The organism is Thermococcus sp. (assembly GCF_015521605.1).
GTDB lineage: Archaea > Methanobacteriota_B > Thermococci > Thermococcales > Thermococcaceae > Thermococcus.
Genome location: NZ_WANV01000011.1, coordinates 1 through 16,730 on the forward strand (window position 1 = coordinate 1; position 16,730 = coordinate 16,730).

Genomic DNA, 16,730 nt, shown 5'->3' on the forward strand with positions numbered 1-16,730 from the left:
CTCATGGACTGGCTCCAGAACCACATATGGCCGAGGGAGGCGAAGCTAACCCGCGAATACACCAAGGTCGGGGCCTACCTCGGCGCGCTGGAGATGATAAAGTCCGGAACCGGGACGTTCCTCGACATGTACTTCTTCATGGACGGCGTTGCCGAGGTTGTTCTTGAGTCTGGCCTTCGCGGTTACCTCTCCTACGGTATGATAGACCTCGGCGACCCTGAGAAGACCGAGAAGGAAATAAAGGAGGCCCTCCGCACGATGGAGTTCATAGAGGGCCTTAACTCTGACAGGGTTCACTTCGTCTTTGGGCCGCACGCACCTTACACCTGCTCGATAGCCCTGCTCAGGGAGGTAAGGAAGCTGGCGAACGAGCACGGGAAGCTGATAACCATCCACGTGAGCGAGACAATGGTGGAGATAGGCCAGATAAGCGAGCGCTACGGGAAAAGCCCGGTCGTTCTCCTCGATGAAATCGGCTTCTTCGGGAGCGACGTCATAATAGCCCACGGCGTCTGGCTCGACAGTAGGGACATACAGATCCTCGCGAGGCACGGCATCACGGTGGCCCACAACCCGGCAAGCAATATGAAGCTTGCGAGCGGGGTGATGCCCCTTCAGAGGCTCCTGAATGCCGGAGTTAACGTCGGCCTTGGCACGGACGGGGCGGCGAGCAACAACAACCTCGACATGCTCGACGAGATGAAGCTGGCCGCTCTGCTCCACAAGGTTCACAACCTCGACCCGACGGTGGCGGATGCCAAGACGGTCTTCAGGATGGCCACAGTAAACGGTGCAAGGGCACTGGGAATCAAGGCTGGAGTGATAAAGGAGGGCTATCTGGCGGACGTTGCCATAATAGACTTCAACAGGCCCCACCTTCGGCCGGTGAACAACGTGATAAGCCACCTAGTCTACTCTGCCAGCGGAAACGACGTCGAGACAACTATCGTGGACGGAAAAATCCTCATGCTCGACCGCGAGGTTCTCACGCTCGACGAGGAGAAAATCCTTGCTGATGCTGAAAAAACTATAGAGAAGCTGGCTTAGAGGCTGGCCAGCAGGTCGGGGTCAACACTTACCTCGTCTCTTTTTCTCCATGTAAGCCGTCCGGTCAGTCTCACAAACATCTCCGCCCCTGAAACGTTTGCCAAGGTGTTTGCAAGTTCGCTCAGGGCACCGTCTATGAACCCAATGACAAGTGCTGTGATGGCTCCTCCCCCCATCCACGATATCATCAGGACGATCCCGCCGGCCGCCGCGACGATTCCAACAACTGAGAGCATCAGCAGAAAACCGTAGACCATCGTCTCCTTTTTCTCATCCCATGCCGCCCCTATGATGTCCATCCCCGCGCTGAAGTCTTCAGTCCAGATGTAGGCGGGAACCATCATTGCTATGAGGCCGAGTACAAACAGAACCGCGGGTATCGCTGGTATCGCCGCGACTACGTAGCTTACCGGTTCCGGTAGAATCAGGTAGAGAAAGATCGCCGGGATGAGCAGGAGAAGTGCTATGAAGCCTGCCAAGAGTCCATAGACTATTGAAATCAGAATGACCTTTAGACCTCCGATGAACGATTCCCTGAGGAGTTTCCCCTCGTTGATGTCCTCTCCGTTGAATCTGTGTTTGTATGCCATCGTTGGGTAATAGAACGTTGGGATTCGTAGTAGCAGTGCCAGCAGGACTAGTGGAATCGCTATTTCCCACGCGACATCGGGCCTGTACGCGATTAGTTCAGCATCGTCACCGATACCTAGAACCGTGAGTACGGCCATCGAGATTCCAGTCAGGACTACTGGAACCCGCCAGATTTTATTTTCTTCGGATATGGTTCTGAAGGCTGTTCCAATGGCATTGAATGCGTCCATGGAATCACCCCAATGGGGTTTGTCCGGGCCTTTTTAAATGTTACTGTTGGAAGTTGTATCTGCAGTAGGGTAAATCATAGTAACGAATCGCGCAAGGGTTAAATCCCTCCTGAGTAATCCCAGAAACGGTGAGTCCGATGGTCTCCTTCGAGATCGTCCGCGGTGACATAACCCGCTTCCCGGCCGAGGCCATAGTGAACGCGGCCAATAAGTACCTCGAACACGGCGGCGGTGTCGCCTACGCGATAGCGAAAGCAGCGGCTGGAGATGTGAGGGAGTACATTCGGATAAGCAAGGAGGAAATGCGCGAGCAGCTCGGAAAGGACTACATCGAGCACGGCGAGGTCGTTGTAACGCCGGCATTAAGGCTTGAGAAGTTTGGGATTAAGCACGTCATACACACCGTTGGACCCTACTGCGGTGGCGTCTGGGACGGGGGCAAGAAAGAGAAGCTCAGGAAGGCCATTCTCGGGGCCCTGAGAAAAGCGGAAGAGCTCGGCGTCAAAACGATAGCCTTCCCGGCCATAAGTGCCGGCATCTACGGCTGCCCGCTTGAGGAAGTCGTGAGGACTTTCAAGGAGGTCGTTGAGGAGTTCGGGAAGAAAGCGAGGAGCGTGGAGAAGGTTTATCTGGTGCTATACTCCGAGGATGCCTACAGAGCCGCTCTGGGGGCTGTGGGTTCGGCCTGAGGGCCGTTTCCCTTTTGACTTAACACGCACCATCATGGAAAATTATATAACCTCGGGGCGTTAGATATATTGGGAATGCCAATGTCCTGCGGGGAACTTAAGGAACTCGTGAGAATTCTCTTTCTTTGGTTTACCGTGTTCTTCGTGTCCGGATTTCTGGTGCTCTACTACGCGATTCGAAAGGTGGCGTGTGCCCAGGGCCTCTGCGGTTCGAGTTTCCTCCATCAAACTCCGCCCATCTACAGCGCAGACATGCTCGTGATGGTCTTCTCCGTCTCGGTGCTCTTCTTCGCCCTCCTGTGGTACGTTTCGTCGAGGGAGAAGGGAGAGTAGGGGGTGCTGGCATCTCCGGGCTTAAAACTCCTCCGACGGCAGAAATGAGAACAAATGAACCTCCCCTATGGCTGCCTTTACTCCTACTGTTCCGGCTGGGCTTTCGCTTCGTCACGCTCCTCGACCCGGTTCTCGGCATGGTGCTCTTCTACAACGCCCCTCTCATGTTGCATTTCCCCAGAATCGTTGTCCTGTGCTACCCCTTAATCATGGGCATCATTGAGGCTTACCTCGTGGTTGCCCTCAGACGAGGGCAGTTCCCCTTCGGTCTAATTCTCACCTATTTTATGGCCGCCATCGTTTTTGAGTTCCCCTACGCGGCAGTTGAGAGCGGAGAAAGTGGGATTCTCCTCTTGCCCCTGATGGGGTACATCACGGCCCCCGCTGGCCTGCTCCTCGTCCTAACCTCACATCGCCCATGGAAAACCCCTTAACCTTTGAGTTTGAAATTTCTCCGGTGGTGCTCATGAGAATCGAGGACGTCTACATCTGGGACATCAACGCCAAGTGGCTCGGGATTTCACCTTACCAGCTCATGGAGAACGCCGGGGCCGGCGTCGCTCGAACCATTGAAGAACGCTTCGGCAAAGGGTTGAAGGTAGCGGTCTTCTCCGGCACCGGCAACAACGGCGGCGACGGCTTCGTCGTTGCTAGGCACCTCAGCTTCGAGAACGACGTTACGCTCTTCCTCGTCGGCGATGAGGCGAAGATAAGGAGTGAGGAAGCGAGACACAACTGGGATATACTCAAGGCTCTCGATTTCGTGAAGATCAGGGTTCTCAAGGATTCCGCCTACATAGAGCCCCTTGACCTGAGCGCTTACGACGTCATCGTCGATGCCCTCCTCGGAGCCGGAACTAAAGGCGAGCCGCGCGAACCGATACGCTCCGCGATAGAGAAGATAAACGAGTACGCCGGAAAGGCTAAGATAGTCAGTGTCGACCTGCCGAGCGGCTATCCGTCTGCGGTTCACGTCAGAGCGGATTTTGCCGTAACCTTCCAGTGGGACAAGGAGGAGTACGGGGGCTTCGAGAGGGTAATAGCCAAGATAGGCTATCCGAAGGAGCTCTACTACCTTGTCGGGCCGGGCGATGCCAAGTTCGCGCTGAGGAAGAGAGGGGAGCACAAGGGGCAGAACGGGAAGCTGCTCGTAATCGGTGGTAGCGAGGACTACTTCGGGGCGCCATACTTGGCATCGAAGGCCGCTTCCTATCTGGTGGACCTCGTTTATCTGGCGATGCCCGAGTATTCAGCGAGGAGGATAAGCGACCCCGATTTAATCCTCCGTCCTGTGGGGGAAAGGAACCTCGCGCCGGAACACGTCCCAGAACTCTTAAGGCTCGCGGAAAAGGTCGATGCCGTCGTCATCGGCCCGGGAATCGGCCCCAGGGAGGAAACAAAGGCTTTTGTACGGGAGTTCGTGAAACGCTGTGAGAAGCCGCTTGTCATAGACGCCGACGGTCTAAAGGCGGTGGCCGAGGATTTAAGCGTTCTAAAGGGCAAGACCTTCGTTTTAACCCCCCACGCCGGCGAATTCAAGCTCCTCTTCGGCGTGAAGTCAGCGGGTTCACTCACTGAGAAGGCCGAACTCGTGATGCAAAAGGCGCAGAAAATAGGTGGCGTGATACTCCTTAAGGGAGCATACGACATCATCAGCGACGGAAAAACATGGAAGTACAACAGGACGGGGAACAGGGGCATGACGACCGGTGGGACCGGGGACGTTTTGGCCGGCCTCGTTGGTGCTCTGCTCGCCCTCGGCAACGAACCGTTAAGATCCGCTTCCGTTGGGGCATTCCTGAACGGTTTGGCAGGGGACATGGTGAAGGAGGAACTCGGGGAGAACTTCACCGCACTGGAGGTGGCCAAAAAAGTCCCTCACGCGGTCAGGTGGGTGGTGGAGTTCTGATTATTCCACCTTCCAGAGGAGAAGGGTTATCCCAAGCAGGGGGACACTGTAGGCCAGCGAGTACAGTGAATGACTCACCGTAAACAGCACGATCATGGCTGGGTACATCAATACCAGGTGCTCTTTTTCTCTGGGAGAGTAGGCCACATTTGTTACCAGCAACTTCCCGACGGCAAGAATGAGAAGGGAGATTATCCAGAATGTAAATTCTGAAACTCTCATCAAGAGATAATAAGAGATTGGTACCGTGTATGGGGCGATAATCAACGAGATTAGGGTCTTTTTACCTGCATCTGCTCCCCTACTTGTAATATCTACCAGCTCCATCACCACCCACAGGGTTAATGAGAGCACTACAACAACTACATCGCTGTTGGATCCGTATTTTGTCGCTGTTATCATGAGGGACCACAGTAGGGCCGTTGAAATTGGTTTCCAAGTCTTTTGATCTCCTTTGTAAGCAAAAACGTGAATTGCCGCGATTGGGATCAAGAGAATGAGCGAGGGAATATCTGGAGGCCAATATCCGTACTTTAAATCCCACTGGAGGCCGCTTCCAATTCTTGCTATGCAAACCCCTACAAGTCCTGAAAATGTAATCAAAACTAGAGGCCCGTGGATAGTATCTCCCTTGGAGAGTATGTTTACTATACCCAAATAGATTGCAAGGAACAGCAGATACAGCAGTACTTCTCTGATGGGGGCCCATATATCTTCTTTAATAGTTACTTGGGTTGAAATGGGACTGGACACGCCGTCGATCTTCACGGTGATTAAGTATTCCCTGCCCCCAAATTTGTCTAGGTAGTTCCCTATCACTGGCCTTCCAAAATAGTGATCGGCCATTTCATGATTGAACGTGAGAGTTATGGTTATCGACCCTTCCACGTTGTGGGGATTAAGATCGAGTGAGGGGGACGGCACGGTTACGGTTCCCGGAGGTGGCCCTTCGGGCCATATCTCTTTGTTATCAAGGTACACCTTCTCGAGTTTAAGGGTGGCCGTGTCGTTTGGATTGGAGAGTTTTAGGTTTATATCACAAATCACGGCGTTATCTGGTTCAACGGGGTTTGGTATGCAGTGCATATCCATGGTTACCTTGTCCGCTTTGGTTGGTGGGGCGAGCAAAACGACGAAAGTCATGATGATGAAGATAAAGACGAGCCGTTTGTTCATTTCTAATCCCCTGATGAATTTAAATCGATGTGAGTATTAATGCTAAGCCTGCCCGTCGTATGTTTTGGGAGCATTTAAATGTTATGGTGATCTAGTGGTTGGGTTATTGGAGTTTGTGATTCTCATGCGGGAGAAAAGTGCCAGTTTTGCTGAAGGGATTTGACACGGAAATTTGAAAGAAAAGGCGTCACCCGACGCCGCAGTAGCTCCAGACGGAATAGCCGTAATAGCCGTTGGCCGGGTCGTGCGGGGGTGCCTCAAGATAGACCCAGCCGCTTGAGTCCACCCACTTGTCGACCCATCCGCCGAGGTTGCCGGTGTACTCGTGGATGCACGAGCCCGCGAATTTCGGAACGTAGATCCATCTGCCAGCCCAGCTGTTCCCGAGGTTGATGTAGGTTATAAGGCCCGGCTTGCTCCCGTAGCCGTTCCTGACGAAGATGAGCTCATCGTTATCGTAGTAGACTATGTCGGTGCTCCCTCCCGCGAGGTTGTCGTGTATCCATATGAGGTTCTTGAGTTTATCCTTGTTGAGCCACTCCTCGTAGTCGCGGTAGAATATCGTCGGCTGACCCTCGTAGGTGAGGATGAAGGCGTAGGCTGGATACTTGTTCCAGATTATGTCGGTGTCGTGGTTGGCTACAAACGTCACCGCCTTGAAGGGATCGCGTGAAACGACGGTCTGGCCGTACCTGAGCGCATCCACGAGGGCCGGGATGTTGTTGTTATCGAAGGCCTCGTCCATCTTGTAGTAGAGCAGGAAGTCGAAGACCTTGGCACCGCTGGAGTAGGCCCAGTTGAGGAGGGCGTCGACGTTGGTGTCCCAGTACTCGCCGACGGCCCAGCCTCCCCACCAGTTCAGCCAGTCCTTGACGACCCAGGGAGCGTAGCCCTTGACGTAGTCGAAGCGCCAGGCGTCAACCCCTATGCTTCTCAGGTAGGCGGCGTAGCTCTCCTGGCTGGCCCAGAGCCAGTACTGGTCCCAGCTCTTGTCGTGGCAGATATCCGGGTAGCCTCCAAAGGTTCCGGAATCGCCTGCGTGCAGCTCGTTGGGATGGAAGTCGAGGTAGTTGGCGGTGTACTTGCCCGATGCGACCTTTGAGAAGTCCGTCCAAGTGTAGTCGTTCACGAAGGGGTTCCACTCCAGGTCGCCGCCGGCGCGGTGGTTGATGACTATGTCCGCTATCACCTTCATGTCGTAGGCGTGGGCAGTGTTTATCATGTTCACAAGCTCCTGTTTAGAGCCGAAGCGGGTCTCAACGGTTCCTTTCTGATAGTACTCACCGAGGTCGAAGTAATCGTAGGGGTCGTAGCCCATCGAATAGCCGCCGCTCATGCCCTTGCTCGCGGGGGGAATCCATATCGCCGAGATTCCGGCGCTCGCCCAGTCGGGTATCTTCTGGGCTATGGTGTCCCACCAGATTCCGCCCCCTGGGACGTCCCAGTAGAAGGCCTGCATTATGACGCCGCCGTTCTCAAGGGTTTCCGCCTTTGCAGGAACTGCCGAGACGCTGAGAACCACCAGAAGTACGAGAAGTGCAACCAACACTTTCCTGGCCATGGCAATCACCACCGGGTGGTCATAATATATCACCGATGGTGAAATATTTAAGCTTTATCGTTAATGTACATTGAAGAGCGTAATTGTTCATCATAATCAGAGCCAAAAACGAAACGTCATGTTTCATATTAAGGGAGTAAAAAAGTTAGAATCCAACCAATTTTTTCACTTTCTTGGCCTTTTCACAGAGCTCGCAGCTCTGGAGGAAGACCAGCATGTTGAGGAGGTGGAAGAGCTCTATCTCCGTGAGGTCAACGTCGGCCTGGGATATCCTCTTGATTATTGGCTGAGAGTTGAGCTCTATCTCGTTTAGAACTTCCTTCGCCAGTTTCTTGAGTGTCTCCCTGTCCTCTATCCTGAATCCCGCCTTTTCCAAAATCTGCACCAGCTTTTCTGCCTCCACCTGGAGGTAAGCCTGTCTGAACTCTTCGATGCGCTCATCGGGATCCGCTTTTATGAGGAATATCCTGGCTGCCCTTCCGTAGACTCTCTCGTTCCCGTGGATTTCCAGCTCTTCCACTAAGCCGGCGGCTTCGAGCATCTTCACATGCCGGTATATGGTCGTCCTGTCCTTCCCTATGGCGTCGCTGAGTTCGTTGATAGTCATGGGGCGATCTCTGAGCAGTTGAAGAATTTTAAAGCGTGTCTCCTCGGAGAGAACCTTGACCTTTTCCGGTTCAGTGATAATCAGAACTTCCCTCAACTCAATACTCCTCCAGCTTGTCCTGGGGAGTTTCACCCTCCTCAACTATCTTCTTTCCGGCCGCGACCATGTCTATGCTGTGAACGACCCCGCCGAACTCCTCGATGGTCCTGACTATCTCGTCGTAGTCGAGGTTGTCCCCGACCATCGTTATCTTGACGTTCTCCGTTTCCTTGTCTATTTCCACCAGGGTTATGTTGACGCCGTCAACGCCCTCAAGCTCGCTGAGTCCGAGTGCCAGCTCCGTCACCATGGGCTGGTGCGGCTTAAGCACGTCCAGCACTAGAAGTCGTATCCCCTTCGCCATATCCCATCGCTTCTCCTTTCTGCATCATTTTTTAAGTATTTCTCCCAGCCTTCTCAGGAGCGCAAGAGTCTCATCATCGCGCCCCATCCTCGCCATGGCGAGCCACTCAATGGCGTGAATGATGTCCTCGTTAGAGAAGTCCTTGAGGGCCTCCTCGTTGGCCTCTATCTCCTTGGATATCTCTGTTTTGTACTCGTGCTCCTTTGCCAGGAGGCTGTCCATAACATCAAGCAGCTCCTCACCGTCGAACTCATAGCCGAGGGCCTTGAATATCTCCAGCTTTATCTTGAGCCTTGAGCGGGCGAAGTAGCGGAGCTCCTCGTCTCCGAGGTACATGTTGATGTAGAATGCATCGGCCGTTCTTCCGTAGTACTTCTCCACGAGGTTGCCCTTCATCTCCGTCCTCTTGACCTCGACTAAGCCGGCTTCCTTGAGCTTCTCGATGTGGTGGTATATCGTCTGGGGCGTCTTCCCCAGTATCTCGCTGAGCTGGGAGATGGTCATCTCCTTGTTGCGGAGCAGTCCGAGGATCTTCCTCCTTGTGTCCTCAAGCATCAGCTTTATGACCTCCGGGTCTGTTATGACCTTCACCTTCGCCATTTCCACCACCCAATTTAAACGTTCTAATGGTTTTTTGAACGTTATGGCATATAACCCTTTTGCTTCCCGGTAGGTTTATATACGTAAACTCCATGCCCCCTTAGAACACGTGCTGGACAAAATATCCAGTCTTCCCGGATGTACCCATCTGTGGAGGAAGGCTTAAATATGGTCTCCCGAAAAACCTTCGGAGGTGGACAAGATGGAGGCTCCAAAGCTCGATTTCCTGTTTTATCCAAGGAGCGTCGCTGTCATTGGGGCGTCAAACGTCCCCGGGAAGATAGGAAACTCGATAATGCGCTCGATAACGCTCAAATTCGATGGGAAGGTCTACGCCGTCAACGTCAAGGGTGGCGAAGTCGAGGTCAACGGAAAGAAGTTCCCGGTTTACAGGAGCATTAAGGAGATACCGGATGAGGTCGATGTCGCGGTCATAGCGGTTCCTGCCAGGTTTGTTCCAGATGTTATCGACGAGTGCGGTGAGAAAGGGGTTAAGGGTGCCGTCGTGATCTCTGCTGGCTTCAAGGAGGCCGGAAGGGCCGACCTTGAGGAGGAACTCGTTAAGAGGGCCAGGAAGTGGGGCATCAGGCTCGTCGGCCCCAACTGTCTCGGCGTCACCAACCTTGAGAACGGCTTCGACTGCAACTTCAACCCGCCGGAGAGGCAGGCAAGGCCGCCCGCTGGAAAGATAGCCTTCATGAGTCAAAGCGGTGCTTTTGGAGCCGCCATTCTCGACTGGGCGGCCAACCACGAGATAGGCATGAGCAAGTTCATCAGCCTCGGCAACATGGCCGACCTCGATGAGAGCGACTTCATAGCATACCTCGGCCAGGACGAGAAGACCGGCGTCATAACCGGCTACATCGAGGGCGTCAAGGACGGAAGGAAGTTCTTCAACATCGCCAGGCAGGTCACCCTTGAGAAGCCCATCATAATCCTCAAGGCCGGAAGGACCGAGGCCGGGGCAAAGGCCGCCGCGAGCCACACCGGTTCACTCGCCGGGTCATTCAAGATATACGAGGCTGCCTTTGAGCAGACGGGCGTTCTCGGCGCCAAGAGCATGCGCCAGCTCTTCAACTACGCCAAGGCCCTGGCGATGCAGAAGCCGGCCAAGGGCAACCGCGTGGCGATAGTCACCAACGGCGGTGGAGCCGGAGTCATGATGAGCGACGGCCTGCTTGAGCGCGGCATGAAGCTCGCGGAACTGAGCGAGGAGACCAACGAGAAGTTCAGGGGGGCTATAGAGAAGAGGGAGCTTCCCGAGCACATGAGCTACAAGAATCCCGTTGACATAATCGGCGACGCCCCGTCGAGCCGCTATGAGCTGGCCATGCGCTACACACTCGAAGATCCGAACGTTGACGTTCTCGTCGTCATAGCGCTCTTCCAGAGCCCGGCTCTGGACGAGGGAATCGTCGAGGCGATGGGGAGAATGAGGGAGTACGGCAAGCCGATAGTCTTTGTCGCTCCGGGTGGAGACTACCCGCACAGGATGGCCAGGAGAATAGAGAAGGAAGCCGGTGTTCCCGTCTACGAGACGGTCGAGGACGGCGTCGATGCTGTCTACGCCCTCGTCCGCTACGGTGAATGGCTGAGGGAGAACGGGCGGCTTTGATGGTCTTTCTTTCAGCCTTCGGCATTCTCCCTCCCTTTGCCTGTTCCCTCGCCAAGCAGGAGAGCTTCAAAATCCCTCAGGTCAAACGCCAACTCGAGCTCTCCCTTCCCTTCTATCCTCTTCGCGACTATCCCAAAGTGTTTTTCGTAGTCCCTGAGTCCCACAAGTTCGGCCTTTTTTCAAGGAGGTTCAGAATTCTTCTGGAGTCTCCCAGTAGTTCTTTCCGCCTTTTCATAAATTCTCTAAGCACGATTATATAAATCATGATTATAGTTTTTGCAATAATGGAAAACTTTAAATCCCCTTCTTACATTTCTCTTCCCATGCGCGGTGGTCGTTTTTGGCCTTGGTGAAACCCCGCTCTTCTGCCCCGGCTTAGCCATGAGTTTCGTTTCCACTGGAAATGGAGGTGTTTTGAATGGACGACTTTAAGGTCACCCCATGGGACGTTGAGGGTGTAGTTGACTACGCGAAGCTGATAGAGGAGTTTGGAACCAGCCCCCTCACGGACGAGCTGATAGAGAAAACCTCAGAACTAACGAAGAGTGAACTGCCCATCTACTTCAGGAGGAGGTTTTTCTTCTCCCACAGGGACTACGACAAGGTTTTAGCGGATTACGAGGCCGGAAAGGGCTTCTTCCTCTACACCGGCAGGGGCCCGAGCGGCCCGATGCACATAGGCCACATCATCCCGTTCTTCGCCACCAAGTGGCTCCAGGAGAAGTTCGGGGTCAACCTCTACGTCCAAATAACCGACGACGAGAAGTTCCTCTTCAAGGAAAAGCTCACCTTCGACGACACCAAGCGCTGGGCCTACGACAACATCCTCGACATCATAGCCGTCGGCTTCGACCCGGACAGGACGTTCATCTTCCAGGACAGCGAGTTCACGAAGATATACGAGATGGCCATCCCGATAGCCAAGAAGATAAACTACTCGATGGCTCGCGCGGTTTTCGGCTTCACCGACCAGAGCAAGATAGGAATGATATTCTACCCGGCGATACAGGCCGCCCCGACCTTCTTCGAGAAGAAGCGCTGCCTTATCCCGGCTGCAATAGACCAGGACCCCTACTGGAGGCTCCAGAGGGACTTCGCGGAAAGTTTGGGCTACTACAAGACCGCCGCGATCCACAGCAAGTTCGTGCCCGGGCTTATGGGCCTTGAGGGTAAGATGAGTGCCAGCAAGCCTGAGACGGCCATCTATCTCACCGACGACCCCGAGGAGGCGGGCAGGAAGATATGGAAGTACGCCCTGACCGGCGGGAGGGCAACCGCCAGAGAGCAGCGCGAGAAGGGCGGTGAACCCGAGAAGTGTGTGGTGTTCAAGTGGCTGGAGATATTCTTCGAGCCCGACGACAAGAAGCTCATGGAGCGCTACCACGCCTGTAAAAACGGCGAGCTCCTCTGCGGCCAGTGCAAGCGCTATCTCATAGAAAAGGTTCAGGACTTCCTCACCGAGCACCAGAAGAAGCGCAAGGAGGCCGAGAAGCAGGTCGAGAAGTTCAAGTACACCGGTGAGCTGGCGAGGGAGCAGTGGGAGAAGAGCATCCCGGAGGCGCTGAAAGAATAATTACACTTTTACCTCTTGTCTTTTTAAACAAAAATAAAAATGAGCAACAAATAACTCAAATAATTAAAACCAGTTGCCTATATCAAAAATGTCATCTACATCCGTCCCATCGTCCTGTGCTTCTAAAATTAAGTCGACCACGAAATCCTCAAAGTCTTTCTCGTCGTTCTTCGAGTTCCTCGCGGCGGCGCTCATGGCCCTGCTCTTGAACCCCTCGTCGGCAGAGACTGCCCTCCCGCTGTCGACGGCGCTCTGTATCCTCCTTGCTGCGTCCCAGGTCATGGGCTTGGAACCTTTTCTTCCCATTGGGATCGCCCCCTTCAGATTTTCAATTTAACATTCGACGTTTTACTTTATAAGTGAGTATTCTCAAAAGAAAACGCTTTTTTGTGAATATCCTGACAGATACTCGGGGACAGTTTATGGGACGGCCAGCGAAGATTGATAGGTTCAAAGTTGCCGAGAAGATAATAGAACTGGCAGAACGTGGGGATGAGCTCACCATATATAACGTCACCAAAGAACTTAAAAGGGAGTTCGATTTTGACGTACGAGAAGAGTCTGTTCGAAGAATTCTGAATGAACTTGTGCGCCTGAAGATTTTGGCCAAGCATCCCGAAGACAGAGCTTCTCCTCGAACGGGTAGGAGGAAAAAGCCATACAAGCTTATATTGAATCCTGAAAAGGCTCAGGCGATTATCCGGTGCTGGAAGGAGTTTCACTCGTTACGTGAGAAACTTAATGCGTTGAAACACCTCGCTGATTCCAAAGAGCAGGAGTTTGAATTTTCAGAGCTCCCCTATAAGTTCTGCCCTTATCTCGTTCTTCTCGGTATCGACTGGATTGAGGGAATTACAGGCTTCTTGGGAAAGTTTGATTGGAAAACTTTCCTAGATTATGCCATTCCCCTATATGGGGCTGTGTTCTCACTGAGGCACGACCAAGAGCTTAGACTGCTAAATGAAGAGTATCCTGGCGGAGAATTTTTCATTGCACTTGAGGGTAATTCATGTAGCTTCTTTGAGAACGCCCGATGGGTGGAATACGTGGCTCGAAGGAAGGCCAAAACGGAGATAGAAAACAAACTTTTAGAGATTTTTTACGGCGGAAACGAATTCAGGTGTGCCAGTATTCACTATGGCGACGGTGGCATTCCAAAGCTTTCGAATTATATCCTGGGCGTTAGGTACTTCGTCCAAGATTCTCGGCTTATTATCTTTGATCTGTCCCCAAATCCATTTTTGACAAAAGACGATGATGAGAAGGTTGCTACTGCTTTTGAGACACTGGTTCAAGAGCTCCCTAAAAAATACCCTGAGGTGAAGCTTATTCAAGTTAGATCTGTTTCATCAGCTATGGGAGAACTCCTGAAGTCTATGGGGTTTGAAGAGTGCTGTAAGTTCTATCTTTCCACGAGAACGGAGAAAATAGGTGATACTTCTCGTTTCGTGGTTGAATTCTCGAAAAATCCACCACTTGTAAGTGAAAGGGAATGGGTGATAAAAGTTTTTGAGAAACGGGTAAAGTGACTGTCTCTAATTCCATTTTACCCCCTCGGGCGTTCTTCTATTGGGGTGATGAAGAGAGTGGGTCGGATTTTTAATCCTCCATCAAAACCTTTTTATACTCCTGGAGGTTTAACTTTTACTGGTGCGTAAAAATGAGGAAGGGCTCTTTGGCGCTCCTTCTTATCATCGTGGTTCTCGTGAGCGGCTGTCTTGGGGGCACTTCCCAGACGGACACGGCATCTTCCAGTCCATTGACGACCGGAACTCCAGAGGAATCCCCGGATTTCTCTATAATCTACCCTGAAAACCCAATCGTAGAAAACCTGAGCATGGACGAGGGCGGTCCGCTCCTCGATAACATCTACTCCCCCACCGCGATCCAGCGGGGTAACCTCACCATCGAGTACGACGGGAGCACGATCAGGGGCCGTTACGACTTTGTTCTTTCAAACGTCTCGGAGAACGTCATCTATCTTGCCCTCACCGGCGTTCCCGACGACCCTGATGTTCTGAGGCTCAACCTGACGATTGAGGGCGTTCCCGTTGACCTCTCCCGCCTCAGCGGGGGCAGGATTTTCTTTGAAGAGGCTTTTGGCCGTCCGATAACACGGAGCTATTTAACGGTCTATGAGATACGCTTCAATTCATCGAGGAAAGACCTCCGTGGAGAGATAAAGTACTCGCTGAAATACCCGGTCTTTCTCGACCTACCTGAGCAATACGCGGGTTCGCCCCTCACATGGTGGGATATTGGGGCCGAGCCGGTGGGCCTCAACATGACGTACTCCCTGCCCGAGGGATACACCCTTGTGGTGCCTGGCTTTGGGGCCTTCAACGGTTCTGGAACGCTGAGCGGTGAAAATCTCCTTCAACTCCTCTTTGGCTCCTTCATCAACGACGGCCCGGTGGTCGTCAAGAAAGTCCCCGCGGCGGGCATCAACGTGACTGTTTATATCCCCAATGGACAGTACAGCCCACGCTACTGGGAGTACTTGGAGGATATCATAAAATTATCCGTTGAAACCTACGTCAATGTCACTGGACTCAGGCCCTTTGGCGACATACATCTAGCGGTTAACCCCGACTTCATGGGCTCCTTTATGATACACGGCACCAACTCGGTCGTCATAGGTGAGAGGCGTGGCATCGAGCTCATCGTCCGCAAGAGAACCGGTTCCATACCGCACGAGCTCGCCCATATCTGGTTCGCTGGATACGCGGATTTCAAGTATTTCAACGAAGGTTTTGCCTCCTACCTGCAGTCCCTTGCCATGAGGCGTATCATACCTGCTCGCTTTAATACGTACCTGGAGCTAAATGAAAAGTTCGTCGTCGAATATGGGAGGTCGATCTCGATCCACGATGCCATGTCAGAGAACCTGCTGGATTTGAGGAATCGCAACGTATCCACGGTGCTGTACACTAAAGGAGCATTTACCCTCCGTTCCCTCCAGTTCGTCCTCGGCGACGAAACGTTCTATAGAGGACTTCACGAGGCCCTAATACGGTGCCATGGGACAGAGTGTGGCTTGACCGATCTTGAGGGGATTTTTGAGAACGTTTCTGGGGAAGACCTCGACTGGTTCTTCAGCGAATGGTTCAACTCAACGTTGCTACCGGACTACACCGTTGAGAACCTTACCGTGACCAACGAGAGTGGTTCGTACAGGCTCGTCTTTAAACTCGTTGACAGGAGCAACTTCACGATGCCCGTTCAGGTTAGAGTGGTTACGGAGAATGCCAAGTTCGTGGACATGACCGTCAGGGTGGAGAATGGTCTTGGAAGCGCAGATATTACGCTGGAGGCAAAGCCGGTGATGATAGTAATTGACCCGAATGAGTGGATAGCCAACGTAAACCGGAAGTTCGAGGTCGATGGGATAGAGGTGGAGGTCAATTAGGGGCTAAAACACGCCCCACTCCCCCTCGAACTCCTTTTCTTCCCCGGTCTCTTCTCCTTTCAGCTCTACTCTGAACGTCTCCTCTGCTCTAACGTCTGGTCTCAGCCTTATGTCCAGGATGCCCCTGATTATGAACTCACTGTGGCCGAGGAGTATCGTTCCTCCGCCGAGGGACTCAGCGACCATCTTCGGCGTTACCGTGAGGTAAGAGCATACCATCGTTACCTTCTCCTCCGGGAGCATTCTCTCGCGGAACTCGAAGCTCCCGCCCTTTCCGACGACCTTCTCGTACTCAAAGCCCTTCGAAGTAAGGGCCACCTTTACGCGCCTAGCCTTTGTGAGGGTGGAGTAAACCGTTCCGGCTATGAACTTCCCCTCTCCACGATAGTTCACCTGGGCGGAGTCGCTCTCCGTGGCAACGGTTACCGTGCCGCTCCCCCTGACCTCACCCTCGTCGGTAAAGAAAAGCAACATTATGTTCTTGTAAAGCTCGTCGATTATTCTCACGGCGGGAGCCTTTACGAAGCCGGTTCCGTCTGGGGAAACGGCCACCTTGAACGGTGAGTCCATGAAGGGAGCCCGTGGAGCCCTCTTCTTCTCCTTGGAGATGAACTTCCTCTCCACGTGGTAGCTCCTGTTCCTTCCGCTCCCGACCCAGTAGCCCCTCATTTCCAGTGTTCCGACCTCGAACTCAAGCTCCTCTGGAAAAGTGACCTCCGAGCCGGAAAAGCCGGATAGGCCTGCAAAGCTCTCGGCACGCCTGTACTCCCTCCGCTTTTTCATCAGCACGTAAATTCCGGAGAACATTATCAGCAGGAAGAACGCAAAGAACGCCGTGATCAGCAGCCTGCCCTCCGATACGCTGACGAGCACAAAGGCGAGAATCGCCATGAACAGTACCGTAAAGATTCCCAGGACGGCCAGCGCAACCGTGCTTCCCCTCTCCTTCAGGACGACGACTCTCATCGGGTTCACCGGTGAAACTTC

At 53.2% G+C, this 16,730-nt stretch carries 18 protein-coding genes; 9 read left to right on the plus strand and 9 right to left on the minus strand.

Annotated features, from left to right (window positions below; all coding sequences use genetic code 11):
• Positions 1–1,047, plus strand: a 1,047-nt coding sequence (locus F7C11_RS01730; protein WP_297090339.1) for an amidohydrolase family protein, incomplete at its 5' end; no start/stop codon positions are given.
• On the opposite strand, the gene F7C11_RS01735 is transcribed toward F7C11_RS01730, so the two are convergent.
• Positions 1,044–1,868, minus strand: a complete 825-nt coding sequence (locus F7C11_RS01735) for a hypothetical protein (protein ID WP_297090341.1) — start codon at positions 1,866–1,868, stop codon at positions 1,044–1,046. The two genes, F7C11_RS01730 and F7C11_RS01735, sit on opposite strands and share 4 nt — an antisense overlap.
• A gap of 137 nt (positions 1,869–2,005) precedes the next feature.
• On the opposite strand from F7C11_RS01735, the gene F7C11_RS01740 reads away from it, so the two are divergent.
• The 4 genes from F7C11_RS01740 (at position 2,006) to F7C11_RS01755 (ending at position 4,799) form a co-directional block, all read left to right on the plus strand.
• On the plus strand, positions 2,006–2,557 hold the full coding sequence (locus F7C11_RS01740) for a [protein ADP-ribosylglutamate] hydrolase (RefSeq protein ID WP_297090442.1): 552 nt from the start codon (positions 2,006–2,008) through the stop codon (positions 2,555–2,557).
• Between the two features lie 75 nt (positions 2,558–2,632).
• On the plus strand, positions 2,633–2,890 hold the full coding sequence (locus F7C11_RS01745) for a hypothetical protein (protein ID WP_297090343.1): 258 nt from the start codon (positions 2,633–2,635) through the stop codon (positions 2,888–2,890).
• Positions 2,891–2,934: 44 nt separating this feature from the next.
• Positions 2,935–3,324: a hypothetical protein gene (locus F7C11_RS01750; protein WP_297090345.1), complete on the plus strand. Its 390-nt coding sequence runs from the start codon at positions 2,935–2,937 to the stop codon at positions 3,322–3,324.
• A gap of 32 nt (positions 3,325–3,356) precedes the next feature.
• Positions 3,357–4,799 (plus strand): NAD(P)H-hydrate dehydratase, encoded by a 1,443-nt coding sequence (locus F7C11_RS01755; RefSeq protein ID WP_297090444.1) that lies wholly within the window; start codon positions 3,357–3,359, stop codon positions 4,797–4,799.
• Here the strand turns inward: F7C11_RS01755 and F7C11_RS01760 are convergent, their stop codons facing one another.
• The 5 genes from F7C11_RS01760 to F7C11_RS01780 form a co-directional block, all read right to left on the minus strand.
• Positions 4,800–5,975 carry a hypothetical protein gene (locus tag F7C11_RS01760; RefSeq protein WP_297090347.1) on the minus strand — a complete coding sequence of 392 codons (1,176 nt, stop codon included), beginning with the start codon at positions 5,973–5,975 and terminating at the stop codon, positions 4,800–4,802.
• Between the two features lie 187 nt (positions 5,976–6,162).
• A complete protein-coding gene (locus tag F7C11_RS01765; protein ID WP_297090349.1) occupies positions 6,163–7,536 on the minus strand; it encodes an alpha-amylase in 1,374 nt (457 codons plus the stop codon).
• Positions 7,537–7,681: 145 nt separating this feature from the next.
• A complete protein-coding gene (locus F7C11_RS01770; protein ID WP_297090351.1) occupies positions 7,682–8,239 on the minus strand; it encodes a transcriptional regulator in 558 nt (185 codons plus the stop codon).
• Position 8,240: 1 nt separating this feature from the next.
• Positions 8,241–8,546, minus strand: a complete 306-nt coding sequence (locus F7C11_RS01775) for a DUF211 domain-containing protein (protein ID WP_014788876.1) — start codon at positions 8,544–8,546, stop codon at positions 8,241–8,243.
• A 24-nt stretch (positions 8,547–8,570) separates the two neighbouring features.
• Positions 8,571–9,146 (minus strand): winged helix-turn-helix domain-containing protein, encoded by a 576-nt coding sequence (locus F7C11_RS01780; protein WP_297090445.1) that lies wholly within the window; start codon positions 9,144–9,146, stop codon positions 8,571–8,573.
• Positions 9,147–9,348: 202 nt separating this feature from the next.
• Here F7C11_RS01780 and F7C11_RS01785 point away from each other — a divergent pair, with 202 nt between their 5' ends.
• Positions 9,349–10,761 (plus strand): acetate--CoA ligase family protein, encoded by a 1,413-nt coding sequence (locus F7C11_RS01785; protein ID WP_297090447.1) that lies wholly within the window; start codon positions 9,349–9,351, stop codon positions 10,759–10,761.
• Between the two features lie 11 nt (positions 10,762–10,772).
• Here F7C11_RS01785 and F7C11_RS01790 read toward each other — a convergent pair whose 3' ends face one another.
• Positions 10,773–10,925 (minus strand): hypothetical protein, encoded by a 153-nt coding sequence (locus tag F7C11_RS01790; RefSeq protein ID WP_297090354.1) that lies wholly within the window; start codon positions 10,923–10,925, stop codon positions 10,773–10,775.
• Between the two features lie 254 nt (positions 10,926–11,179).
• Between F7C11_RS01790 and F7C11_RS01795 the strand changes: the two genes are divergently transcribed.
• The gene (locus F7C11_RS01795) at positions 11,180–12,334 is read left to right on the plus strand and encodes a tryptophan--tRNA ligase (protein WP_297090356.1); all 1,155 of its coding nucleotides are present in this window, start codon (positions 11,180–11,182) and stop codon (positions 12,332–12,334) included.
• Positions 12,335–12,397: 63 nt separating this feature from the next.
• Here the strand turns inward: F7C11_RS01795 and F7C11_RS01800 are convergent, their stop codons facing one another.
• Positions 12,398–12,640, minus strand: a complete 243-nt coding sequence (locus F7C11_RS01800) for a hypothetical protein (RefSeq protein WP_297090358.1) — start codon at positions 12,638–12,640, stop codon at positions 12,398–12,400.
• A gap of 116 nt (positions 12,641–12,756) precedes the next feature.
• Between F7C11_RS01800 and F7C11_RS01805 the strand changes: the two genes are divergently transcribed.
• On the plus strand, positions 12,757–13,863 hold the full coding sequence (locus F7C11_RS01805; protein ID WP_297070526.1) for a hypothetical protein: 1,107 nt from the start codon (positions 12,757–12,759) through the stop codon (positions 13,861–13,863).
• 131 nt (positions 13,864–13,994) lie between these two features.
• Entirely contained in the window at positions 13,995–15,743 is a 1,749-nt protein-coding gene (locus F7C11_RS01810) for a M1 family aminopeptidase (RefSeq protein WP_297090361.1), read from the plus strand.
• A gap of 3 nt (positions 15,744–15,746) precedes the next feature.
• Here the strand turns inward: F7C11_RS01810 and F7C11_RS01815 are convergent, their stop codons facing one another.
• Complete coding sequence (locus F7C11_RS01815; protein ID WP_297090449.1) at positions 15,747–16,709, minus strand: hypothetical protein; 963 nt, start codon at positions 16,707–16,709, stop codon at positions 15,747–15,749.
• Positions 16,710–16,730: the final 21 nt, after the last annotated feature.

Bases quoted from the DNA above. Each gene is read 5' to 3' on its own strand.
- F7C11_RS01735 (WP_297090341.1), bottom strand. From the start codon at position 1,868: ATGGACGCATTCAATGCCATTGGAACAGCCTTCAGAACCATATCCGAA.
- F7C11_RS01740 (WP_297090442.1), top strand. From the start codon at position 2,006: ATGGTCTCCTTCGAGATCGTCCGCGGTGACATAACCCGCTTCCCGGCC.
- F7C11_RS01745 (WP_297090343.1), top strand. From the start codon at position 2,633: ATGCCAATGTCCTGCGGGGAACTTAAGGAACTCGTGAGAATTCTCTTT.
- F7C11_RS01750 (WP_297090345.1), top strand. From the start codon at position 2,935: ATGAGAACAAATGAACCTCCCCTATGGCTGCCTTTACTCCTACTGTTC.
- F7C11_RS01755 (WP_297090444.1), top strand. From the start codon at position 3,357: ATGAGAATCGAGGACGTCTACATCTGGGACATCAACGCCAAGTGGCTC.
- F7C11_RS01760 (WP_297090347.1), bottom strand. From the start codon at position 5,975: ATGAACAAACGGCTCGTCTTTATCTTCATCATCATGACTTTCGTCGTT.
- F7C11_RS01765 (WP_297090349.1), bottom strand. From the start codon at position 7,536: ATGGCCAGGAAAGTGTTGGTTGCACTTCTCGTACTTCTGGTGGTTCTC.
- F7C11_RS01775 (WP_014788876.1), bottom strand. From the start codon at position 8,546: ATGGCGAAGGGGATACGACTTCTAGTGCTGGACGTGCTTAAGCCGCAC.
- F7C11_RS01780 (WP_297090445.1), bottom strand. From the start codon at position 9,146: ATGGCGAAGGTGAAGGTCATAACAGACCCGGAGGTCATAAAGCTGATG.
- F7C11_RS01785 (WP_297090447.1), top strand. From the start codon at position 9,349: ATGGAGGCTCCAAAGCTCGATTTCCTGTTTTATCCAAGGAGCGTCGCT.
- F7C11_RS01795 (WP_297090356.1), top strand. From the start codon at position 11,180: ATGGACGACTTTAAGGTCACCCCATGGGACGTTGAGGGTGTAGTTGAC.
- F7C11_RS01800 (WP_297090358.1), bottom strand. From the start codon at position 12,640: ATGGGAAGAAAAGGTTCCAAGCCCATGACCTGGGACGCAGCAAGGAGG.
- F7C11_RS01805 (WP_297070526.1), top strand. From the start codon at position 12,757: ATGGGACGGCCAGCGAAGATTGATAGGTTCAAAGTTGCCGAGAAGATA.
- F7C11_RS01810 (WP_297090361.1), top strand. From the start codon at position 13,995: ATGAGGAAGGGCTCTTTGGCGCTCCTTCTTATCATCGTGGTTCTCGTG.
- F7C11_RS01815 (WP_297090449.1), bottom strand. From the start codon at position 16,709: ATGAGAGTCGTCGTCCTGAAGGAGAGGGGAAGCACGGTTGCGCTGGCC.